The organism is Carnobacterium divergens (genome assembly GCF_900258435.1).
Classification (GTDB): domain Bacteria; phylum Bacillota; class Bacilli; order Lactobacillales; family Carnobacteriaceae; genus Carnobacterium; species Carnobacterium divergens_A.
Window position 1 is genome coordinate 583,050 of the sequence record NZ_LT992558.1, and the last position, 18,628, is coordinate 601,677.

Here is an 18,628-nt window from a genome sequence, read left to right on the forward strand (position 1 = left end):
TAAAAAAATTGAGGGAAAATGAACGTATTAACAAATTAGTACATGATTATTTTATAAATAGAACAATTTTAAGAAGGATATTTTCATTATAAATATCCTTCTTTTTTTGACGTTATTTATAGAACGTATTTTTCTGTATAGAAATTCCTGATACGCTCTAAACGTCTTAAAATAGTTTATTGATATTTAATAAGTTTAATTGGAAAATAGTAACAATAAAAACCAAATCATTATCGATTTATTTTATTAATGATTTGGTTTTTTTGTATATTGATTTATGAGATATTCTATTAAATTTAGTGCATTTCCAAAGAAATAATTTAGATGTTGATTCTCATGATCGAGTCCAGTATTTCCTCTTTCTACAACAAAAGATAAGTCACTTTTTGCAACATAGCTGCTGTTTTCTGTCGCAGTAATTGCAATAACCGTACCACCATCATTTTTACATTCTTTCATTTTAATTAATCCTTGCTTATTTTCTCCTGATTGAGAAAAAGTAATTAACGTATGTGGATTGTCATCGGATATTAAGCTGATTTCTACACCTTCAAGATCAATTGCATAGATTTTTTTTAGAAGTAATTTTCGGTAGGTGTAATCGACTAAAAATTGACAAAATCCTTCGCCGTATAAGTAAATCTTTTTTGAAGTAAGTGCATTTTCAAAATAGTCATTAATTTTCTCCCAGTCTTGATCGGCAAGTACAAATGGTAAATTTTCCAATTGGTTTTTATTTTTAAGTGAAAATTCAGTAGTTAAAAAGAAAATAAATTCTTTATAGTTGTTAAATCCAGCGCGCTTGGCTAAGCGACTGATGGAAGACTGGGACGTAAAGTTCACTTTGGCAATCGTCTTTATGCAGGTACTAGATTTTTCTTTAATTCGTCCAATAATATTTTCTATTATTTTTTCATCATCGTCTCTGAGAGTGTTATTAGGAAAAAGACGACTAAAGTAGTAAATTTTTGTCAAGTAGACCCCTCCAGTTGAAAGTAGTTTCAGATGGAGAAAGAGAAACCATCCTATTCCGAAAGCATTGTATGCGCTATCTTTATAAATTATACTACATATAGATAGAAAGTAAATATCATTATATGAAAGTAATTTCGTTGAGGAGAGGGAGGTAATTATGAAAAAAGTAATTATTAATGCTGATGATTTTGGTTATTCGACAGCTGTCAATTTAGGGATTATAGAATCCTTTAAAAAAGGAGTTTTAACATCCACTACATTGATGGCTAATATGGGAGGGCGAGATGAAGCCATTCGTTTAGCTAAAAATAATACTGGATTGGGAGTAGGCTGTCATTTAGTTCTGACATGTGGAAGTCCAATTACTGAGGGATCAACAATTGTAAAACCCAGTGGGGAATTTTTCAGTTTGAAGGAGTATCAGTTATATAGAAAAGATATGAATGACACTGAGATTTTTAATGAATGGTGTTCCCAAATAGACTATCTGCTTAATCAGGGGATGGTGTTGACCCACCTAGACAGTCACCATCACGTTCATACGTTTAAAGAAAACTATGAAATTACAAAAAATATTTCTGAAAAATATCAATTATGCTTTAGAAATGCTTATAGTCTTGAAGAAAATAGTCATCTATCTTATCAAAAAGGGATCACAGGTTTCTTTGATTTAATGAATCATAAAGAAATTCGTGATTTGAATGTTGCCTTTGAATCACGAAAAAAAGAATGTTTTGAAGAACTTCAAACGGTATTTGATAAAGTAGAAGGAGGTCAGATTACAGAATTAATGGTTCACCCAGCATTTATTGATGAAAGTTTGTATTTTAATTCATCTTTTAATATTCAACGAATAAAAGAGGTAGCTATTTTATGTGACCCAGAATTAAAACTATTACTAGAAAATCAGCAGATTGAACTGTGTCATTACGGAGATATTCCTAGTGTAAATCAGTAAGCATCATTCGTATAGATTGAAAATAATTAAACGGAGGAGTAGTAAGAGATGAGAGAAAAGTTTATGAAATCGGCGAGTATTTTTTCCAAAGCAATTATTCAACCCGTTATGTTCATGGCTGTGACAGGGATTATTCTGTCGGTCTGTGCTATTTTGAAACTAGAAATGATGCCTACAGTTTCAAAAGATATAGGTGATTTCATTTTTAATATATTATCCGGAGGGATGATCGGTCAACTGAGTGCAATTTTTTGTGTAGGTATTGCTACTGCTTTAGCAAAACCAAAGTATAAAACAGATGCGGCTATTCTTGGAATTATTACTTATTTAGCCTTTTTATATGCAAATAACGCTTGGCTTACGTTAACTAATCAGTTAGCAAAAGCAGGTGCACAAGGTTTATATGGAACGGGACAAGGGCTTGTTTTTGGAATTCAAGTAACGGATATGGGTGTTTTTCTTGGGATTAGTCTAGGAGTATTGGTAGGATTTATGGTAAATAAATTTGGCGATATCAAGCTTCATAAATATCTTTCGCCCTATTCAGGCACTAAAACAGTCTATATTTTAATTCTTTTTGTTACAATTCTCTTTGCGATTGGCATCACTTATGTGTGGCCAGTTATCAATAATGCTGTTGAAACGATTGTAAAAACTACTACTACATCTGGATCTGTCGGATTTTTCTTTTATGGATTCTTAAATCGCTTATTACTCCCATTAGGATTGCATCATTTTTTATGGATGCCAATTTTTTACACACCACTAGGAGGAACAGCCGAAATTGCAGGACAAGCATACGATGGTGCATTTAATATTTGGTTAGCGGAACTTGGCAACGCAAGTCAAATTACTACAATGCATCCGTCAATTGGTTATTTGGCTAATTTTGGTTCGATTTCACTGCCAATCGGTATTGCATTTGCATTGTGGAAAACAGCTAGACCAGAAAATCGAAAAAAAGTTGCTGCAATCTTGATTCCAACTGTCACCACAGCTTTTTTAGCGGGGGTTACTGAACCATTAGAGTTTTTATTCTTGTTTTTATCTCCGCTATTGTGGTTTGCACATGCGATTGTGTATGGTTTAAGTATGTTTATTACGAATATGGTGGGTATCAATATTCAATTTGATACGGGAATCAATATGATTATTAATAGTTTTGCTTTTCCGATTCGATTAGGACATCAGTATTTAATACCAATTGTATTTTTAGTAACGGCAGCAATGGAATATTTTGTGTTCAAAACATTGATTGTAAAATTAAATATTCAAACTTTAGGACGAGAAGAGAATGGCTCTCTTGAAACAGATAATGAAATAGTAGCTGGAGATTCAGAATTCCCATCACAGATTAAAAATATCGTAGCTGGTTTGGGCGGGGTAGATAATATTGAAAGTATCATTAATTGTTATACACGACTTCGTGTAGATGTTAAAGATGAAACAAAAATTAACATGAACATTTTGAAAGAAGAAGTTCAAGCGTCGGGCATAGTAGATAAAGGGAAACATATTCAAATTATTATTGGTGTTGGTGTAGAAGAAGAAAGAGAAAAGGTAGAAGCTTATATGGAACACTTAAAAGCTACTCGAGTTTAAATAAAAATATTAAATTAATTTTGGAGGAGTCAAATCATGGGAAATAAATTTGTAATGATAGGTGGCGGCTCAACTCAGTCACCAGGAATTTTAGAAGTATTGCGTAAACGTTCAGAAGAATTAAATTTAAGTGATTTAGTTTTGTATGATATTGATGAAGAACGAGTGTCCTTATTAGGTCAGTACACAAAAATGTATTACGATGAAACAGGTTCGAAGGTCAATGTATCCTTCACCACAAACATTGATGAAGCTTTGCAAGGAGCAGACTTCTTATTTATGCAGATTCGTCCTGGTCTTAATAAACAACGAGCAATTGATGAAAAAATATGTTTACGTAACGGAGTAGTTGGCCAGGAAACATGTGGGCTAGGAGGCTTTTCTTTTGCCATGCGAGTGATACCAGCTGTTTTGGAAATTATTCGTAAAGTTAAAGAAATTTGTCCAAAAGCTTGGATTTTGAATTATACAAACCCAGAAGCTATCTTGTCAGAAGCCATCTATCGTGAGTTTCCAGATGCAAATGTATTATGTATTTGTGATATGCCCATCTCAATTGAAGGAGCTATCGCAAAATATTTTAACAAGAACCTTCGTGACCTAACGTTTAAATACTTTGGCTTGAATCATTTTGGCTGGTGGACTAACGTTGTCGATGAGAATGGAAACGATTTGCTACCTAAGCTAAGGGATGATGTTTTGTCTGGGGAAATTGAGACACTCTTAATGTCAAATGATGAGACAGAAGGAGATCAATATTGGATTGATACTTACAAGCAAATGATTAGTTTGTTTAAACGGTTTCCAGAATATTTTCCAAATTGTTATTTACAATATTATTTAACACCAGATGAGATGCTGGCTCATGATAATCCTGATTTTACTCGTGGTGATTTTGTAATGAACGGACGTGAAAAACGAATTTATGACGAATGTCGTCGAGTTATCATGGCGGGAACAGCAAAGGATTCATCACTACATGCTGGAGTTCATGGGAATTACATCGTGGATATAGCCTATGCTATTATTCATAATACAAGAGAACGCTTTACGGTAAATCAAAAAAATCATGGTGCTATTTCCAATTTCGATTCAGAAGCGGTTGTTGAAACTCCAGCATATATTGGATCTATGGGTGCTGAAACCATTAATATTGGTGAAATTCCTGTTATGCAAAAAGGACTTATGGAAATGCAGAAAGCTTACGAAAAGATGACAGTAGATGCAGCGTTATCTGGTTCATATCAAACAGCGTTAGAAGCAGTGATGCTTAATAGAACCATTCCAAATTATACAGTTGGAAAAAAAGTATTAGATGAGTTATATAAAGCAAATAAAGGATTATGGCCTGATTTGACGTAAATTAGATGAAAATAGAAATAAATATTTCCAGACGCTTCGCACTAATTTATTACGAAGCGTCTTTTTATTACGTGAATCACCAATACTAGATTGACATAAGAGAGTGAGCAAGTGATAATAGTATTAAAGGTGGTAGAAGAAATGAACGCAAAAGAAAAAATGTTAGAAATTATTAAAAATAAACAATCTGGTGGCAGATCAAACCAAGTAACAGCACCAAAAAATGACCGTAAAAACATGCGAAAAGGTCCGAAAATTTATAATAAATAATTATTTAAATGAGAACAGGGCGATTTAAAAACACTTTCCAAAAATGGAGAGTCTTTTTTTTACCATTTTTTATCTAGGATAATGACTACATAGTAGAAAGCTTTTTCGCAAATCATCCTTAAAACAAAAAACACCTCCCATTTCTGGAAAGTGTTCAAAATGTAACACCCATTAAATCAAAGAATCGTTCTTGTTAAAATCAGTCAAAATCTGACGAACTTCATTTGTCGATTTGGTCGTCATTAACTTAACACGTAAATCACTAGCGCCAGGAAAGCCTTTTACATAAATTTTAAAGAAACGATGCAAGCCTACGATGGAGCGTGGAGCTAGCTCTGAATAGTGATCTTGTAAATCTAGTTGTAATTGTAGTAAACCAAGTAGCTCTTTTGAAGAATGCTCTTGAGGTTCTTTTTCAAAGGCGTAAGGATTTTTAAAGATCCCTCGACCAATCATAATCCCGTCCACTCCATATTTTTCAGCAAGCATCAAACCCGTTTTACGGTCAGGAATATCGCCGTTGATTGTGATAAGCGTGTCAGGTGCGATGCGATCACGAATCGCCATAATTTGAGGAATAATCTCCCAGTGGGCATCCACCTTACTCATTTCTTCTCGTGTTCGTAAGTGAACAGACAAGTTGGCAATGTCTTGTTTCAGCAAGTGAGTAACCCAGTCTTCCATTTCAGCCATTTCCTTGTATCCGATACGTGTTTTGACGCTAACGGGTAAGCCACCTGCTTTGGCAGCTTCAATCAACTCTGCAGCTACATCTGGGCGTAAAATTAGGCCACTGCCTTTTCCGCGACCAGCGACATTTGGAACCGGGCAGCCCATGTTAATATCAACGCCTTTAAAGCCCATTTCGGCTAATCCAATACTCATTTCTCTAAAAAATTCTGGTTTATCTCCCCATATATGAGCGACAATCGGGTGCTCGTCTTCGGTGAAAACTAAACGGCCACGTACGCTTTCGATTCCGTCTGGATGGCAATAGCTATCCGAGTTTGTGAATTCCGTAAAAAAGACGTCAGGCGAGCCGGCTTCTTTAATCACATGGCGAAAGACGACATCCGTCACATCCTCCATTGGTGCTAAAATAAAAAAGGGCGTTGGTAAATCTGCCCAAAAATTAGTTGTCATATAGCTAAACTCCATTCTATTTCGCGCAATTACTTTTCCAAAAGGCACAATTATTATACTAAGAATAGGCGAAAGAATCAAAGGAAAGATTTGCCAATCCTCATGGAGTGATTGGTCTTTCTATATTGTTGCAAATACAACAATGTTGATTTATACTAAAGGTAACCAAGAATAGGGAGTTTTGATATGACAGACATTCTTAGAGATATCGGGATTATAAGTAGAGCATTGGATTCAATTGCAAATATAGAATTTAAAGAATACGACCTAGCCAAAGGGCAATACCTCTACCTTGTGAGGATTGTTGAAAATCCAGGTATTATTCAAGATCGGTTGGCAGAGAGGATAAAAGTAGATCGAACGACTGCGGCAAGAGCGATTAAAAAGCTTGAAGCAAAAGGCTTTATTGAAAAAAGAATGGACAACACTAATAAGAAAATAAAAAAACTTTTTCCAACCGAAAAAGGTCAAAAGACGTTTCCATTTATTATTAAAGAACATCACTATTCCAATGAAGTAGCTCTAAAAGGCTTAACCCATCAAGAAAAAGAACAGATTGCGAGTTTATTGAAGACAGTCAAAGAAAATATCGAAGACGATTGGAACGATGTAAAAAAAGGAAAAAAACGCACATATTAAAAAAGGAAAGAAGGAATTAGATGACCTTGGAATTTTGTATTTGTAGAGAGAGTGATTTACAGACGTTACAAAAAATGAGTATTGAAACATTTAGCGATACATTCAAAGACCAAAACACAACGGAAAATCTAACAACTTATTTAGAGCAAGCGTACCATACAGAACAATTAAGAAATGAATTAAACAATCCAGATTCAACCTTTCTTTTTTTGAAGGACAAGCAAGAAATTGTTGGCTATTTGAAGGTTAATGTAAACACTGCTCAGTCAGAAAATAGCGCAGAGGAAGCGTTAGAAGTTGAACGAATTTATATTAAGAAAACAGCTAAGGGTCAAGGGTATGGACGAAAAATGATTGCTAAAGCAGAAGAATTAGCAAATCAAAAAAAGAAAAAACAAATTTGGCTTGGAGTATGGGAACATAACGAACCTGCACGAGCTTTTTATAAACATTTAGGATTTGTAGAAACAAGTGAACATTCTTTTTATATGGGAAACGAAAAACAACTAGATATTATTATGACAAAAAAAGTGACTGAAATTTAGGGGGAATGTCATTATGAACAAAATGATTGTGGAACCTGCATTCTGGGACATTTTTCCAGAGGGACAACTTACCGTGCTCATTTTAAAGGCATAGATAATCATAAAATGAAAGGGGATGCCCCCTACTTTGCTGATTTATTAACAAATACAACGCAAGAAACAGCTACAATTATAATTTAAAAATAGTTTTATTAGGACACTTTCCAATTTGGAAAGTGTTTTTTTTATAATAAAAATAATTAACGATAACGAAAATTTATTTCGTTATTGAAAGAGAGCAGCGAACCAATAAAGATAGTATGAATTAGACTAATTATTATTACTATGGAAGGAGAAACGGTTACCTTATAGGAATAAATACAAGACTTTTTTCTTTTTAAAAAACTCCCTAAATAAAAGAAAAAACAAAAAAATCGTCAGTTATTTTGTTTGTTATAATGTCTTTATAATGGGTATTTTTATATGCATTTATTAAATTCAATTATTTTATATGAATAATAAGGGAAGAAAACAATTATAAATAAGGAGGCAGATAGAAATGAAAAAAGGAAGTATTCTGTTAGTGATTTGTACAGTGGCATTGAGTTTAGGAGCTTGTCAACATAAAAAAAATGATGAAACGTTACCAGAAAAAAAAGAGATTTCAAGTGAAATAAAAGAAGAAAAAATAGAAAAGAAAACAAATCCAGCAACTGTAACAGTAGTGGACGAAGAACAAAAGGGACAAGAAAATAATCAATAGTAGAAATTTATTAGGGGGGAAACAAGTGAAAACGAGTAAATTCATTCATTGGATTGTGACGTTAAGTTTGTTCATTCAAGTAGTAGCATCTTCAACTTCAAGTATTAAAGCATTTGCCGATGGAGTTAATAATCAAATTGAAGATTTATATTTTTCGAATGATGCGGGAGAAAAGTTAGATCAAGCTTCTATTTTATTAGGGGAAACAGTGACAACGGTTTTAACTTCTGATCATTCATTAGATCAACAAGTATCAGTGTCGATTCTACCAGGGATAGAATTGGATCAAGAAGCTACGAATCGTGCGAACCAAGAAAATAATGTGACCGTTGCTTATAGTAAAGAGGCAGGGAATATTTTGGTGAACTGGGTTACACAACCTCAACTAACAGCTAACGAAACGCAAGAATCACTAAAGACAGAAGAAACGACACTTGCAGAAAAAGCAGGACTGCTGTCTAAGGAAGAGGCTGAAATTGCTGCTAAGATTGAAAATGCGCCTTCTGTGGAAGAAAAAATGCCACAAACTAAGAAAGTTTTGCTAGTCTTTAAAGGAATAAAAACAGGAAGTCACGCCGTTACGGCACAAACTACTAGAAAAGGGCAATCTTATACTGCAAAATCCTTAAGCGTTGTGGTTAAGGAAGAAGATAAAGCAGCAGAAACGAAAAAATCAGAGCACGAACAAAAAGCACAACAAGTTAAAGCTACAGAAGTGAAAACAAACTTCGCAGTAATTGATGAAAATGGAAATGAACTAAAAAATCCAAAATTAGCGACTCCAAGTGATTATAAAAAAGAAGTCCGATTTAGAATGACGATTACAAGTGAAGAAGACTTCACCAAAATAATATTTGATAACAACTTGATGTGGGATCTATTTTGGACAGATAATGGAGTGACCACTCCTATCGACATTACGTATACAGATTTTTCAGGGAACTCAAGTGACGCATACTATGATTTTTATGAAGACATGGAAGAAGGATTTGTAGGAGATGATCTTCCCGCTGGTACGTACACCTATGATTTTTCCTTGTGTTTAAAACTTGGCGTTAATTACGATTCAATTTTTAATGTATCTTCAGGTTTTAATAATTTTAAACCGGACTTTAATATTTATTATGAAACATCTAGTAAAAAAGAGCTTTCTTCTTCAGACTTCATATTGGAAGGGACTTATCCTCAAGCAACAAAGGTTGTCACGAAAGATAGTCTATCAGGAACAGCAATCCCTAATGTTAAACTCGGCGTGAAAAATATCCTAGCAGATGATGAACTTTATATTATCTATACAGATGATCATGGGGTAGCGTATTTGCCTTTAAGAGAGAACAAAGACGCATCAAAATATTCTATTATGATACTAGAGGCACCTGGATATTTAATAACTGGAGATAACGGTGAACAATATAAGTTTGAGTTTGAAGGAGAGGCCAATAGAATTAGTAATGCTAGTGAAGGAAATCCAAATGAATTAGGGTTGATTGCACTTGCACCAATTATTGAAAATAAAGTAACCTCCGATATAACTGAAGGTTATTATGGAGATAAGGTAACATTCAGACAAGAAATGATTTATATGGATGGAACGGAGATTATCAAAGCGCACTTCATTTCCATTCCTTCAGATGCAGGTATTCCACAAGCTAGTGCGCGTGGGTTAAAGAAGTTGCCTAATCCAATCCTAATTAGATACAAAGATAATGTTGAAGTTGAGCGAATTTCTTTGAATGATGACGATGTTTGGCAAATGCAAGGCAGTGTTGAAGAAGGCTATATTTTGGACTATCAAATAGACTTAACAGATGAAAATAATGGATTTACGATAAAAGAACCTCTAGGAGCAGGAGAAAAATTAGAATTGGTAACAGAATGGATTATGACTCCTAAAGATTCAAAAGCATTTATGCAGATGTACACTATGTCGATTAATGGTATGGGGATTGATAAAAATGGCAAATCATCTATAAAATTTGCAAATAAAGCTGAAGTAATGGCTCACCCTAAAAAAGCAATTAGTTTAAAGGTGGATAAAACCGTAGAAGTTCTTGAGAAATCAAAAGAACAGACAGAAAAATGGGTCACTACAGATACTAAAGACAATAAAACAACTATTATCGGAAGTAATAAGTTGCGATACGATATACAAATTACAGCAATAGGTGAACTCTATAGTCAAATTAAACCTACTGATATTATTGACACATTACCAGCTGGAATTAATGTAAGTGACCCATCTAAAATTAAAGTTTCTATTGATGGGAAACCAATTAATTCAAAATTATTTGAGTTAAACGGAAATGAACTATCGATTGCAGTATCGAAAATTGCTAGAAATAAATTGTTAAGTATTACAAACGATCCTAAAGATGCGAGAATGTTAATTACTATTGAAGTAGAATTAACCCCAGATGCTAGTGGGATTCTAGAAAATACGGCACTAGTAAAAGGACAAGTAAGAGAGAATGATTTTGTTGACAATTCATGGGGAGCGTCTGTTGACTACACGTCAAATTCAGTAGAAAACTACATTGAACCTAACGTTAACATTAAAAAAATAGCTAATTCGGTAGGTTATGTTGGAGAACCCTTTGAATACAGGTTGGTTGTCACTTTAGATGAAGAATCCGGCGCACTTCATAATGGCGTCATAACCGATATCTTGCCAGCAGGTTTAAAACCAGTAGGAAACGCTACGATTATAATTGATACAAAACCCACTACAAAGTTAATAACAGACCCAGCTTTGAAAAGAGAATTTCGTAATGTGACGTCTTCATGGAGTCAAAATACAGAAGGACGAGATGTTTTAACCATTAGTGATTTAACCATGAACCGCACCCAACAGGCAGTCATTACCTTTAAGGTGATTCCAGATGTGTCAATTGCTGGAGAAATCTTGAAAAATGGGGCCGAAGTTAGTGGGACCGACAAAGATAAACTTTTTAAAACAACGGATAAAGACAAAGTAGACACAAGATTCGTTTTCCAACCAGGAGAACTAGAATCAGCGAAATCTGTCTTTCCAGTTGAGGGTGGCGCTGTTGGCGAATCTAATGACGGGGAAAATGTAGCTGTTGGGGACATTATTCAGTACCAAATTGTTGTTTGGAATCCATTAGATGAAAATACGGCGGTTCGAGATATCGAAATCAAAGATGTTATACCAGAAGGTTTAGAATATATGCAAGGTACGTTAACGGTTACTAGATCAGGAAAAGTTGTTGAAGATGCAACTGCAGAAATGAATACAGCAGATCCCATGCGCCCTATTTTAACTGTTAAGATTAAGCATTTACAAGGGACCAATCAAGAACTAGACAAGCGAACAGTCGTTACATTTAATGTTAGAGTGACGAAACAAGCAAGTGGGACATTAAAAAATGAAGCGCAAGTAGTTGGCTTTATTGATAAAACACCGTCACAGCCAGATATTTCTTTAAACCCACCCAACACAAGTACAACTACAGTAGTTGATCCAGAGCCAACAATCACGAAGTCAATTGATCGTAAGTTTGCTTTTAAAGATGATGTTTTAAATTACGAACTTGTAATAAGCAATACAAAAAAAGCCGGTTTATTAGTAAATGGCAAAGTAACAGATCAGCTACCAGAAGAAGTGGCCTACAAAATAGGTAGCACAGTGATTATCGATCAAAATGACGTTATTCATAAAGGCGCTCAAAATGACAAGTATTGGCATGAGCGTAACTTCTCCTTATCAGGACTAACTTTAAAAGAGGGAGAAACCATTACCATCCAATACCAAGTTAAAGTGATGAAGGCTGTATTTGAAAAACCCATTATTAATTATGCGAAAATTACGGGAACAAGTAATGAAGGAACGGATTCCAAAAATTACGAAAAGAATGCTGAGGCAGAATTTGAACTTGTTCCAAGTCCAGGCAAACTCGCAGCAACGAAAGAAGTCTATAGCTTAACGGAAGATGGCTCGCTAGACAGCACAATCAACAATGGAAATGTTCAAGTTAATGATACCATTGCTTACCAAATTAGCGTAGCCAATATAGGAGACAGAGCAACTGAAGTGAAAAACGTTCACCTACAGGATCAGTTGCCAAAAGGATTGACTTATGTACCCAATAGTTTGGAGTTAACAATTGGAGACACCGTTACTGCTCTAAAAGATGAAGACACGATCAACATTGAAAAGCAGGCCATTGACGCTTTAATTGGGACGCTAAAAGGTGGTGAATTTGCTACATTAACATTCAAAGTGACGGTTACAAAAGAAGCCAGTGGGGAAATAACGAATATTGCCACCTCAAAAGGAAATGTCATTACCGAACCAACGGACCCTAAGTTACCTGAAAAGGACAAACCAACAAAACCTGCTGAGACAAACGATTCAGATCCCGTTCAAAATCATGTTCCTCCAAAACCAACGATTCAAAAAGAAGTGGGTCGTAATGTAGGTGAGGAGATTCATAACGCAAAAGAAAATGAAAAGTTGCAAACCTTTAATGAAGACACATTGACTTATACCTTAACAGTTGCCAATGAAAAAAATGCAGGAGTTCTTTTTAATGGCGAAATTGAGGATAAAAAATTACCAGATGAAGTAAGGTATATTGCAGAAAGTACAGAGATTCATTACAAAGACAGAAAAATTGAAAAGTTAAAAGATCAAGATGTGTGGATAGACGGAAGGTTAAGAATTTCAGGATTCACCTTGGCAGAAAACGAATCCTTCAAAGTTCTCTTCAAAGTAAAAGTGAAATCCGAACAGTTGAAAACAGATATCATAAATAAAGTTTCAATTAAAGGAACAGACAAAGATAAAAAAGCAGTTATCGGCAACACAGCCGAAGCAAAATTTGATATTGTTGCTTCACCAGGAATACTAACCGCGACAAAATCTGTGTATTCAACAGGAAAAAATGCAACCAATATCAATGGAGAAAAACTTCAAGTTGGCGATAAAATTCAGTACAGAATCGTAGTGAAAAACGATGGCAAGTCGCTCTCAACTATTAAAAATATAACTGTAAGTGACCTTTTACCAAGTAGCGTTTATTATGTTGATAATACGTTGAAAGTAGTGGGGGATAATACTGCGATTGTGACCGTAACCAAAAATGATCAAGGGGAAGAAACTCTTTCTGTTGAACTAAAAGAATTGACAGGTGGTAAGTCAATTGACATTTTATTAGATGTTATCGTACTTGATTCGGCTAGTGGAGAATTCACGAATACAGCCCAAGCCGAAGGGGAAGTCGCCTTGCAACCAGATGATTTGACCATTACCAAACCATCAAAAGTAGAAACAAACACCGTTAAAAATAATGTCCCAATTGAACCTATGATAACCAAAACACTGGATAATCAAGGGGTAGCATTTAATGATGATGAATTTTACTACACATTAGTCATCCAAAATAAACAGAATGCAGGGAAATTATATTTCGGAGAAGTTGAAGATCGTTTGCCAACAGGCATTACCTATGTGGCGAACTCGACAGAAGTTGATGGTCAAAAAGTGAACGATGATCATTGGAAAGACAATACCTTTAATAAAAAAGGGATTGAATTACTTGAGAATCAAAAAATGACGATTCGTTTTAAAGTTAAAATCAATGTCAAAGAACTTCAAACCATTACCAACACAGCTAGTTTTAGTGGGAAAGATATCAATGGCGAAGGAATGAAACAAGTGAAATCCGAAGTTCCTGTTACAGTGATCAGCAATACAGGAGAATTAGAAGCTGAAAAAGCAGTCTATAATCAAGCAGGTGAATCAATCAATAATGGAAAAGTCAGCGTTTCAGATACGATTCGTTATGAAATCATTGTAAAAAATACAACGGAAGCACCTTTTTCAGAGGTTCGAGAGATTAACTTAAACGATGAAATTCCATTTGGTTTAACTTATGTAGCAGGTTCATTAACCTTAAATGGAGAACCACAAAAAGACGATGCGGTGACACTAGACTCAAAAACAGGAAGTTACCACCTGAATCTATCAATTGGTACATTAGGAAGTTTAGCAACAGCAACGGTTTCATTTGAAGTCATGGTTTCTAAAAATGCGAGTGGGACATTAAAAAATATTGCAATCGCCAACGGAACCACAAATAAAACACCAACCGAAACAGATACGCCAACTGGCGACAAACCAACACCGCCAGTGAACAATCTGATTCAACCTGTACCAAGTATCAAAAAATCAGTAAAAGCGATAGGCTCAACAAATGAAAATTCTCATGGGATGGCGCCATTACCAGTATTTAACGAAGACGAATTAATCTACACATTAATTGTAACCAATCAAGTAGGAGCGGGGTTATTAAAAAATGGAGTAGTAGAAGATACATTGCCGCCAGGTCTTGTTTACAAGCCAAAATCAACGGTTATTGATGGGAAATCTGTTGGAGATGAAAATTGGCAAGGAAATACCTTCAAAAAAGAAACGATTGAATTAGCTAGCGGGCAAAAAATGACGATTCGATTTACCGTCAAAGTAGCAGAAACTGAAGTTCCAAAGGCCATTCTCAATGTAGCTACTTTTGTTGGAGAAGATGGTGATGGAAATCAGTTGCCAGTTGTAAAAGACGATGTGAGTGTCGCTATTATCAACAGTCCAGGAAAACTAGAAGCCAAAAAAGCAGTATATGGAGCAGATGGTACAGACCTTAACACGAGAGAAGTCAAAGTTGGCGATAAAATCAGGTATGAAATCGTTGTTTCAAACAGTACCGAAATACCTTTTTCTGAAGTCCGCGATGTGGTTGTCAAAGATGCCATTCCAGCAGGATTGAAATATGTAAAAAATACACTGACTGTCAATAATCGATTAATGCCAAATGACAGTGAACTGATTTTTGAAAATCCAGATGATCCAGAAACGGAGTTACTTGAAGTTTCAATTGGACATTTAGCTAGTAAAGAACAAGTCGTTGTTTCTTTCGAGGTTGAAGTTATGCCGAATGCTAGTGGAGAATTAACTAATATTGCAGTAGCTAATGGTTTAGTGACACCTAAACCAAACGAACCAGCTATACCAGATAGCAGTCAAACCCCACCAGTTGTAAATGAAGCACCTCCAAAACCAAGTATTGAAAAATCAGTCAGCCAAGAGACTATTTTTAACGGCGACACAGTCATCTACACCTTAATTGTACGCAATCAAGAGGGTGGTGGGTACCTTTATAATGGAGTTGTAACGGATAAATTGCCTGATGGCGTTATCTACCAAAAAGGAACAACCCAAATAAATGGAAAAGATGCGACAAAAGATTACTGGGATGGAAATCAGTTTACATTTGACCAAATTGAATTAGCTTCAGGTGAATTCATTACGATTACCTTTAAAGCCAAAGTAACCGTTAATAAAGCGACAGAAGGAATTTTAAACAAAGCGATTTTTAATGGAACCGATAAAAACAATGTACCCACGGCAGAAGTTTCAGATTTTGCTGAACTAAACGTAGTTCCACGCCCAGGTAAAATTGAGCCTGTTAAAGCGGTCTACAATCAAGCAGGTCAGTCGATTGAAAATCAAGTAGTTAAGATTGGTGATACGTTATATTACGAAATTATCGTAACGAATACAGAACAAGATATCTCGGAAGTACGTGACATTATAGTGACAGATGCCATTCCAACCGGATTGAAATATATCAAAGACACCACAACCGTAAATGGAAAAGCTGTCGCCAATAACGTAACGACGGATTCAAATGGAGACGATCATTTAAATTTAGCGATCGGTCACTTATCGAGTGGTGAACAAGCTGTTATTCGATTTGAAGTAAGGGTGGATCAAAAAGCAGATGGTCGATTAACTAATATTGCGCTCGTTAATGGAGTTGTAACACCAACACCATCCGATCCCAAGGATCCAAATCGAGAAAACTTGGAGATTGAAGAAACACCAACAAATTCAGTTGAAAATAAAATCCATCCAAAACCGAGTATTAAAAAATCTGTTGCGGAAGAAAATACTACAAATAAAACAGCAGTCTTCAATGAAAGCACATTAATCTATACGCTAATTCTGCATAATGAAGCAGGCGCTAGCATGTTGAAAAACGGAACAGTCGAAGATCATTTACCAAATGAAGTACAGTACCAACCAGAAACAACAACAATAAATGGCGTTTCGATCAAAGACAATACCGAGCAACTTAGTTGGATAAACAATCAATTCAAATTAAGTCCTATTCAATTAGCCGGCGGAGAAACAATGGAAATCAAATTCAAAGTAAAAGTAGAGGTTCAACAAATAGCTACTGGCATTTTGAACACAGCTTATATGAACGGAACAGACAGCCACAATAACCCTGTAACCGAACAAAAAGACAGTGCAAAATTTGACGTCATTGCAGATCCAGGTGAAATTGATGCACTTAAATCTGTTTATGCCGTTCATCTAGATGGCTCAGATGGTGATAATATTCATAACGCTGTAGTTAATGTTAATGACACGATTCGCTATAAAATTCTGGTAGAAAACACAAGCGAGAAAAAACTTTCAGAAGTACACGATGTCATTGTCGAAGATTTACTTCCAAGTGGTGTTTCATATTTGCCGAATACTCTTTATTTAGAAAAGGACAACCAATTGATTCAACAAAGCGATGAGGCTGTTAACCAAGAGAAGCAATTCTTATCCTTGAACATTGGCACTTTGAAATCAAGAGAAAAAGCAGTAGTGATATTTGATGTGAAAATTACGAATAAAGCAAGTGGAACCATTGCAAATATTGCAACAGCCAAAGGAATGACCGCTGTCAATTCAGAAGAGCCTGAAAAAGAAACGGAATTAAAAGAGACACCTAACGTTTTAAATAATGCACAACCAGAACCAAACATTATCAAAACAGTGACAGATGGAACGCCTCAATTTAATGGACATTCTTTTACCAACACTATTTTGACGTATCAATTGGTTGTTAGTAATGCCAAAAATGCAGGCTTCTTAAAAGAGGGTGTAGTAACGGATACTTTACCAGAAGGTGTTCGTTACCAACCCAATACAACGACAATTGCAAATGAAAAGGTAGAAGATGCAGCTGTTTGGAAAAACAATTCGTTAACAATCAAAGACATTGAGTTAGCTGAAAATGAAGAATTAATGATTGAGTTCAAGGTTCTAGTGACCTCACTTGAATTTGATAAAACGATTGTCAACAAAGCAACGTTTGTCGGTGCAAATGGAGATGGAATTTTAACGGATCCAGTAGAAGATGAATCAGAATTTATCTTACAGGCTGGACCAGGAAAACTAAATTCTACTAAGAAATCTTACCAAGGAACAGAAGATGTCAGTGGAAAAGCAGTAAAAGTAGGAGACAAATTGCGCTATGAAATTGTGGTTGAAAATAGCAGCATGGGACCAGCAACTGTCAATGGAATTGTTGTAAAAGATCAATTACCAAAAGGACTAAGTTATATCCCAGGTACGCTTCAATTAAATTCGGAATCATTGAGTGACGATCATGTTGTTGACCAAGTCATTACAATTAAAGTAGGAAGATTGCTTAGCGGCGAAAAAGCTGTGATTTCCTTTGAAGTGATGATTGAACAAGGCGTAACAGAAAAAACAACCATTTTGAATATTGCGGATGTAACGGGTACGGCAGTTCAAGTAGCGGGTCAACCTGAAACAGTCATTGAACAACATCCTTCAGTCGACAATAAAGTCGCCTCTGAAGTATCAATGTTAAAAATAGTTAATCAAAAAGATGCCAAAGTGGGAGATGTTTTAACGTATGAATTAATCGTGAAAAATGGACCAAATGGAGGCCCATGGTCTGGTCAAGTGATAGATACTATACCAGAGCATACGATGTACCTACCAGACAGTACAACCGTTACGAATGAAACCGGTGAAAGCATCAACTTGTCAGATGCAAATGTTTGGCAAGGCCACCAATGGTCCGTTATGATTTCAGAATTACAAGCGAATCAACGTGTGACGATTCGATTCCAAGTGAAGATTACAGATATTTCAAGAGATACGGCCACTATTTTGAATATTGCCTCCCTTGTTTCTGATGATCCAGCAATAACGGAAAATCAAGAGTTGGATAGTAATGAAGTTCAAACAATTGTTACTAAACCAGTAGTACCTCCAGCTACCACACAACCAAATCTGTTGCCACCAACAAAACCCGTACCACCAGACAATCAAAAATTACCACAAACTGGAGATGAGGGGAATCAACTGATTCGCCAAGTTGGATTATTATTATTAGGCTTGTCCACGTTATACTTTACGCATAAACGTCGAACAAGAACAAGTAGATAATAAAGAAAATCAGTTCTTAGGAAAATCATTTCTAAGAACTGATTTTTATTTAATTCAAGAAGAGATAAATTGAATATGTTATAATTATAGAAAGAAAAGGACTTAAAGGGAGGAAA

At 35.3% G+C, this 18,628-nt stretch carries 10 protein-coding genes; 8 read left to right on the plus strand and 2 right to left on the minus strand.

Translation table 11 applies throughout. From position 1 onward, the window contains the following. Nucleotides 1-246: 246 nt before the first annotated feature. Nucleotides 247-975 carry a MurR/RpiR family transcriptional regulator gene (locus tag CDIMF43_RS03310; RefSeq protein ID WP_074402189.1) on the minus strand — a complete coding sequence of 243 codons (729 nt, stop codon included), beginning with the start codon at nt 973-975 and terminating at the stop codon, nt 247-249. 157 nt (nt 976-1,132) lie between these two features. On the opposite strand from CDIMF43_RS03310, the gene CDIMF43_RS03315 reads away from it, so the two are divergent. The 4 genes from CDIMF43_RS03315 to CDIMF43_RS13870 all read left to right on the plus strand — a co-directional run bounded on the left by CDIMF43_RS03315 (nt 1,133) and on the right by CDIMF43_RS13870 (nt 5,167). Next, nucleotides 1,133-1,933: a carbohydrate deacetylase gene (locus CDIMF43_RS03315; RefSeq protein ID WP_074402190.1), complete on the plus strand. Its 801-nt coding sequence runs from the start codon at nt 1,133-1,135 to the stop codon at nt 1,931-1,933. 48 nt (nt 1,934-1,981) lie between these two features. Beyond that, complete coding sequence (locus CDIMF43_RS03320; protein WP_074402191.1) at nt 1,982-3,535, plus strand: PTS transporter subunit EIIC; 1,554 nt, start codon at nt 1,982-1,984, stop codon at nt 3,533-3,535. 36 nt (nt 3,536-3,571) lie between these two features. After that, nucleotides 3,572-4,897: a family 4 glycosyl hydrolase gene (locus CDIMF43_RS03325; RefSeq protein ID WP_109841175.1), complete on the plus strand. Its 1,326-nt coding sequence runs from the start codon at nt 3,572-3,574 to the stop codon at nt 4,895-4,897. Between the two features lie 141 nt (nt 4,898-5,038). After that, on the plus strand, nt 5,039-5,167 hold the full coding sequence (locus tag CDIMF43_RS13870) for a hypothetical protein (RefSeq protein WP_034572051.1): 129 nt from the start codon (nt 5,039-5,041) through the stop codon (nt 5,165-5,167). Between the two features lie 171 nt (nt 5,168-5,338). On the opposite strand, the gene CDIMF43_RS03330 is transcribed toward CDIMF43_RS13870, so the two are convergent. Continuing rightward, nucleotides 5,339-6,310, minus strand: coding sequence for a tRNA dihydrouridine synthase (locus CDIMF43_RS03330; protein WP_109841176.1), 972 nt, complete (start codon nt 6,308-6,310; stop codon nt 5,339-5,341). A gap of 186 nt (nt 6,311-6,496) precedes the next feature. On the opposite strand from CDIMF43_RS03330, the gene CDIMF43_RS03335 reads away from it, so the two are divergent. From CDIMF43_RS03335 to CDIMF43_RS03350, 4 genes are all read left to right on the plus strand, one after another. Then, the gene (locus CDIMF43_RS03335) at nt 6,497-6,949 is read left to right on the plus strand and encodes a MarR family winged helix-turn-helix transcriptional regulator (protein ID WP_109841177.1); all 453 of its coding nucleotides are present in this window, start codon (nt 6,497-6,499) and stop codon (nt 6,947-6,949) included. A gap of 20 nt (nt 6,950-6,969) precedes the next feature. After that, nucleotides 6,970-7,494: a GNAT family N-acetyltransferase gene (locus tag CDIMF43_RS03340; RefSeq protein WP_074402213.1), complete on the plus strand. Its 525-nt coding sequence runs from the start codon at nt 6,970-6,972 to the stop codon at nt 7,492-7,494. A 538-nt stretch (nt 7,495-8,032) separates the two neighbouring features. Next, complete coding sequence (locus tag CDIMF43_RS03345) at nt 8,033-8,236, plus strand: hypothetical protein (RefSeq protein ID WP_109841178.1); 204 nt, start codon at nt 8,033-8,035, stop codon at nt 8,234-8,236. 25 nt (nt 8,237-8,261) lie between these two features. Continuing rightward, a complete protein-coding gene (locus CDIMF43_RS03350; RefSeq protein ID WP_109841179.1) occupies nt 8,262-18,512 on the plus strand; it encodes an isopeptide-forming domain-containing fimbrial protein in 10,251 nt (3,416 codons plus the stop codon). Nucleotides 18,513-18,628 lie beyond the last annotated feature (116 nt).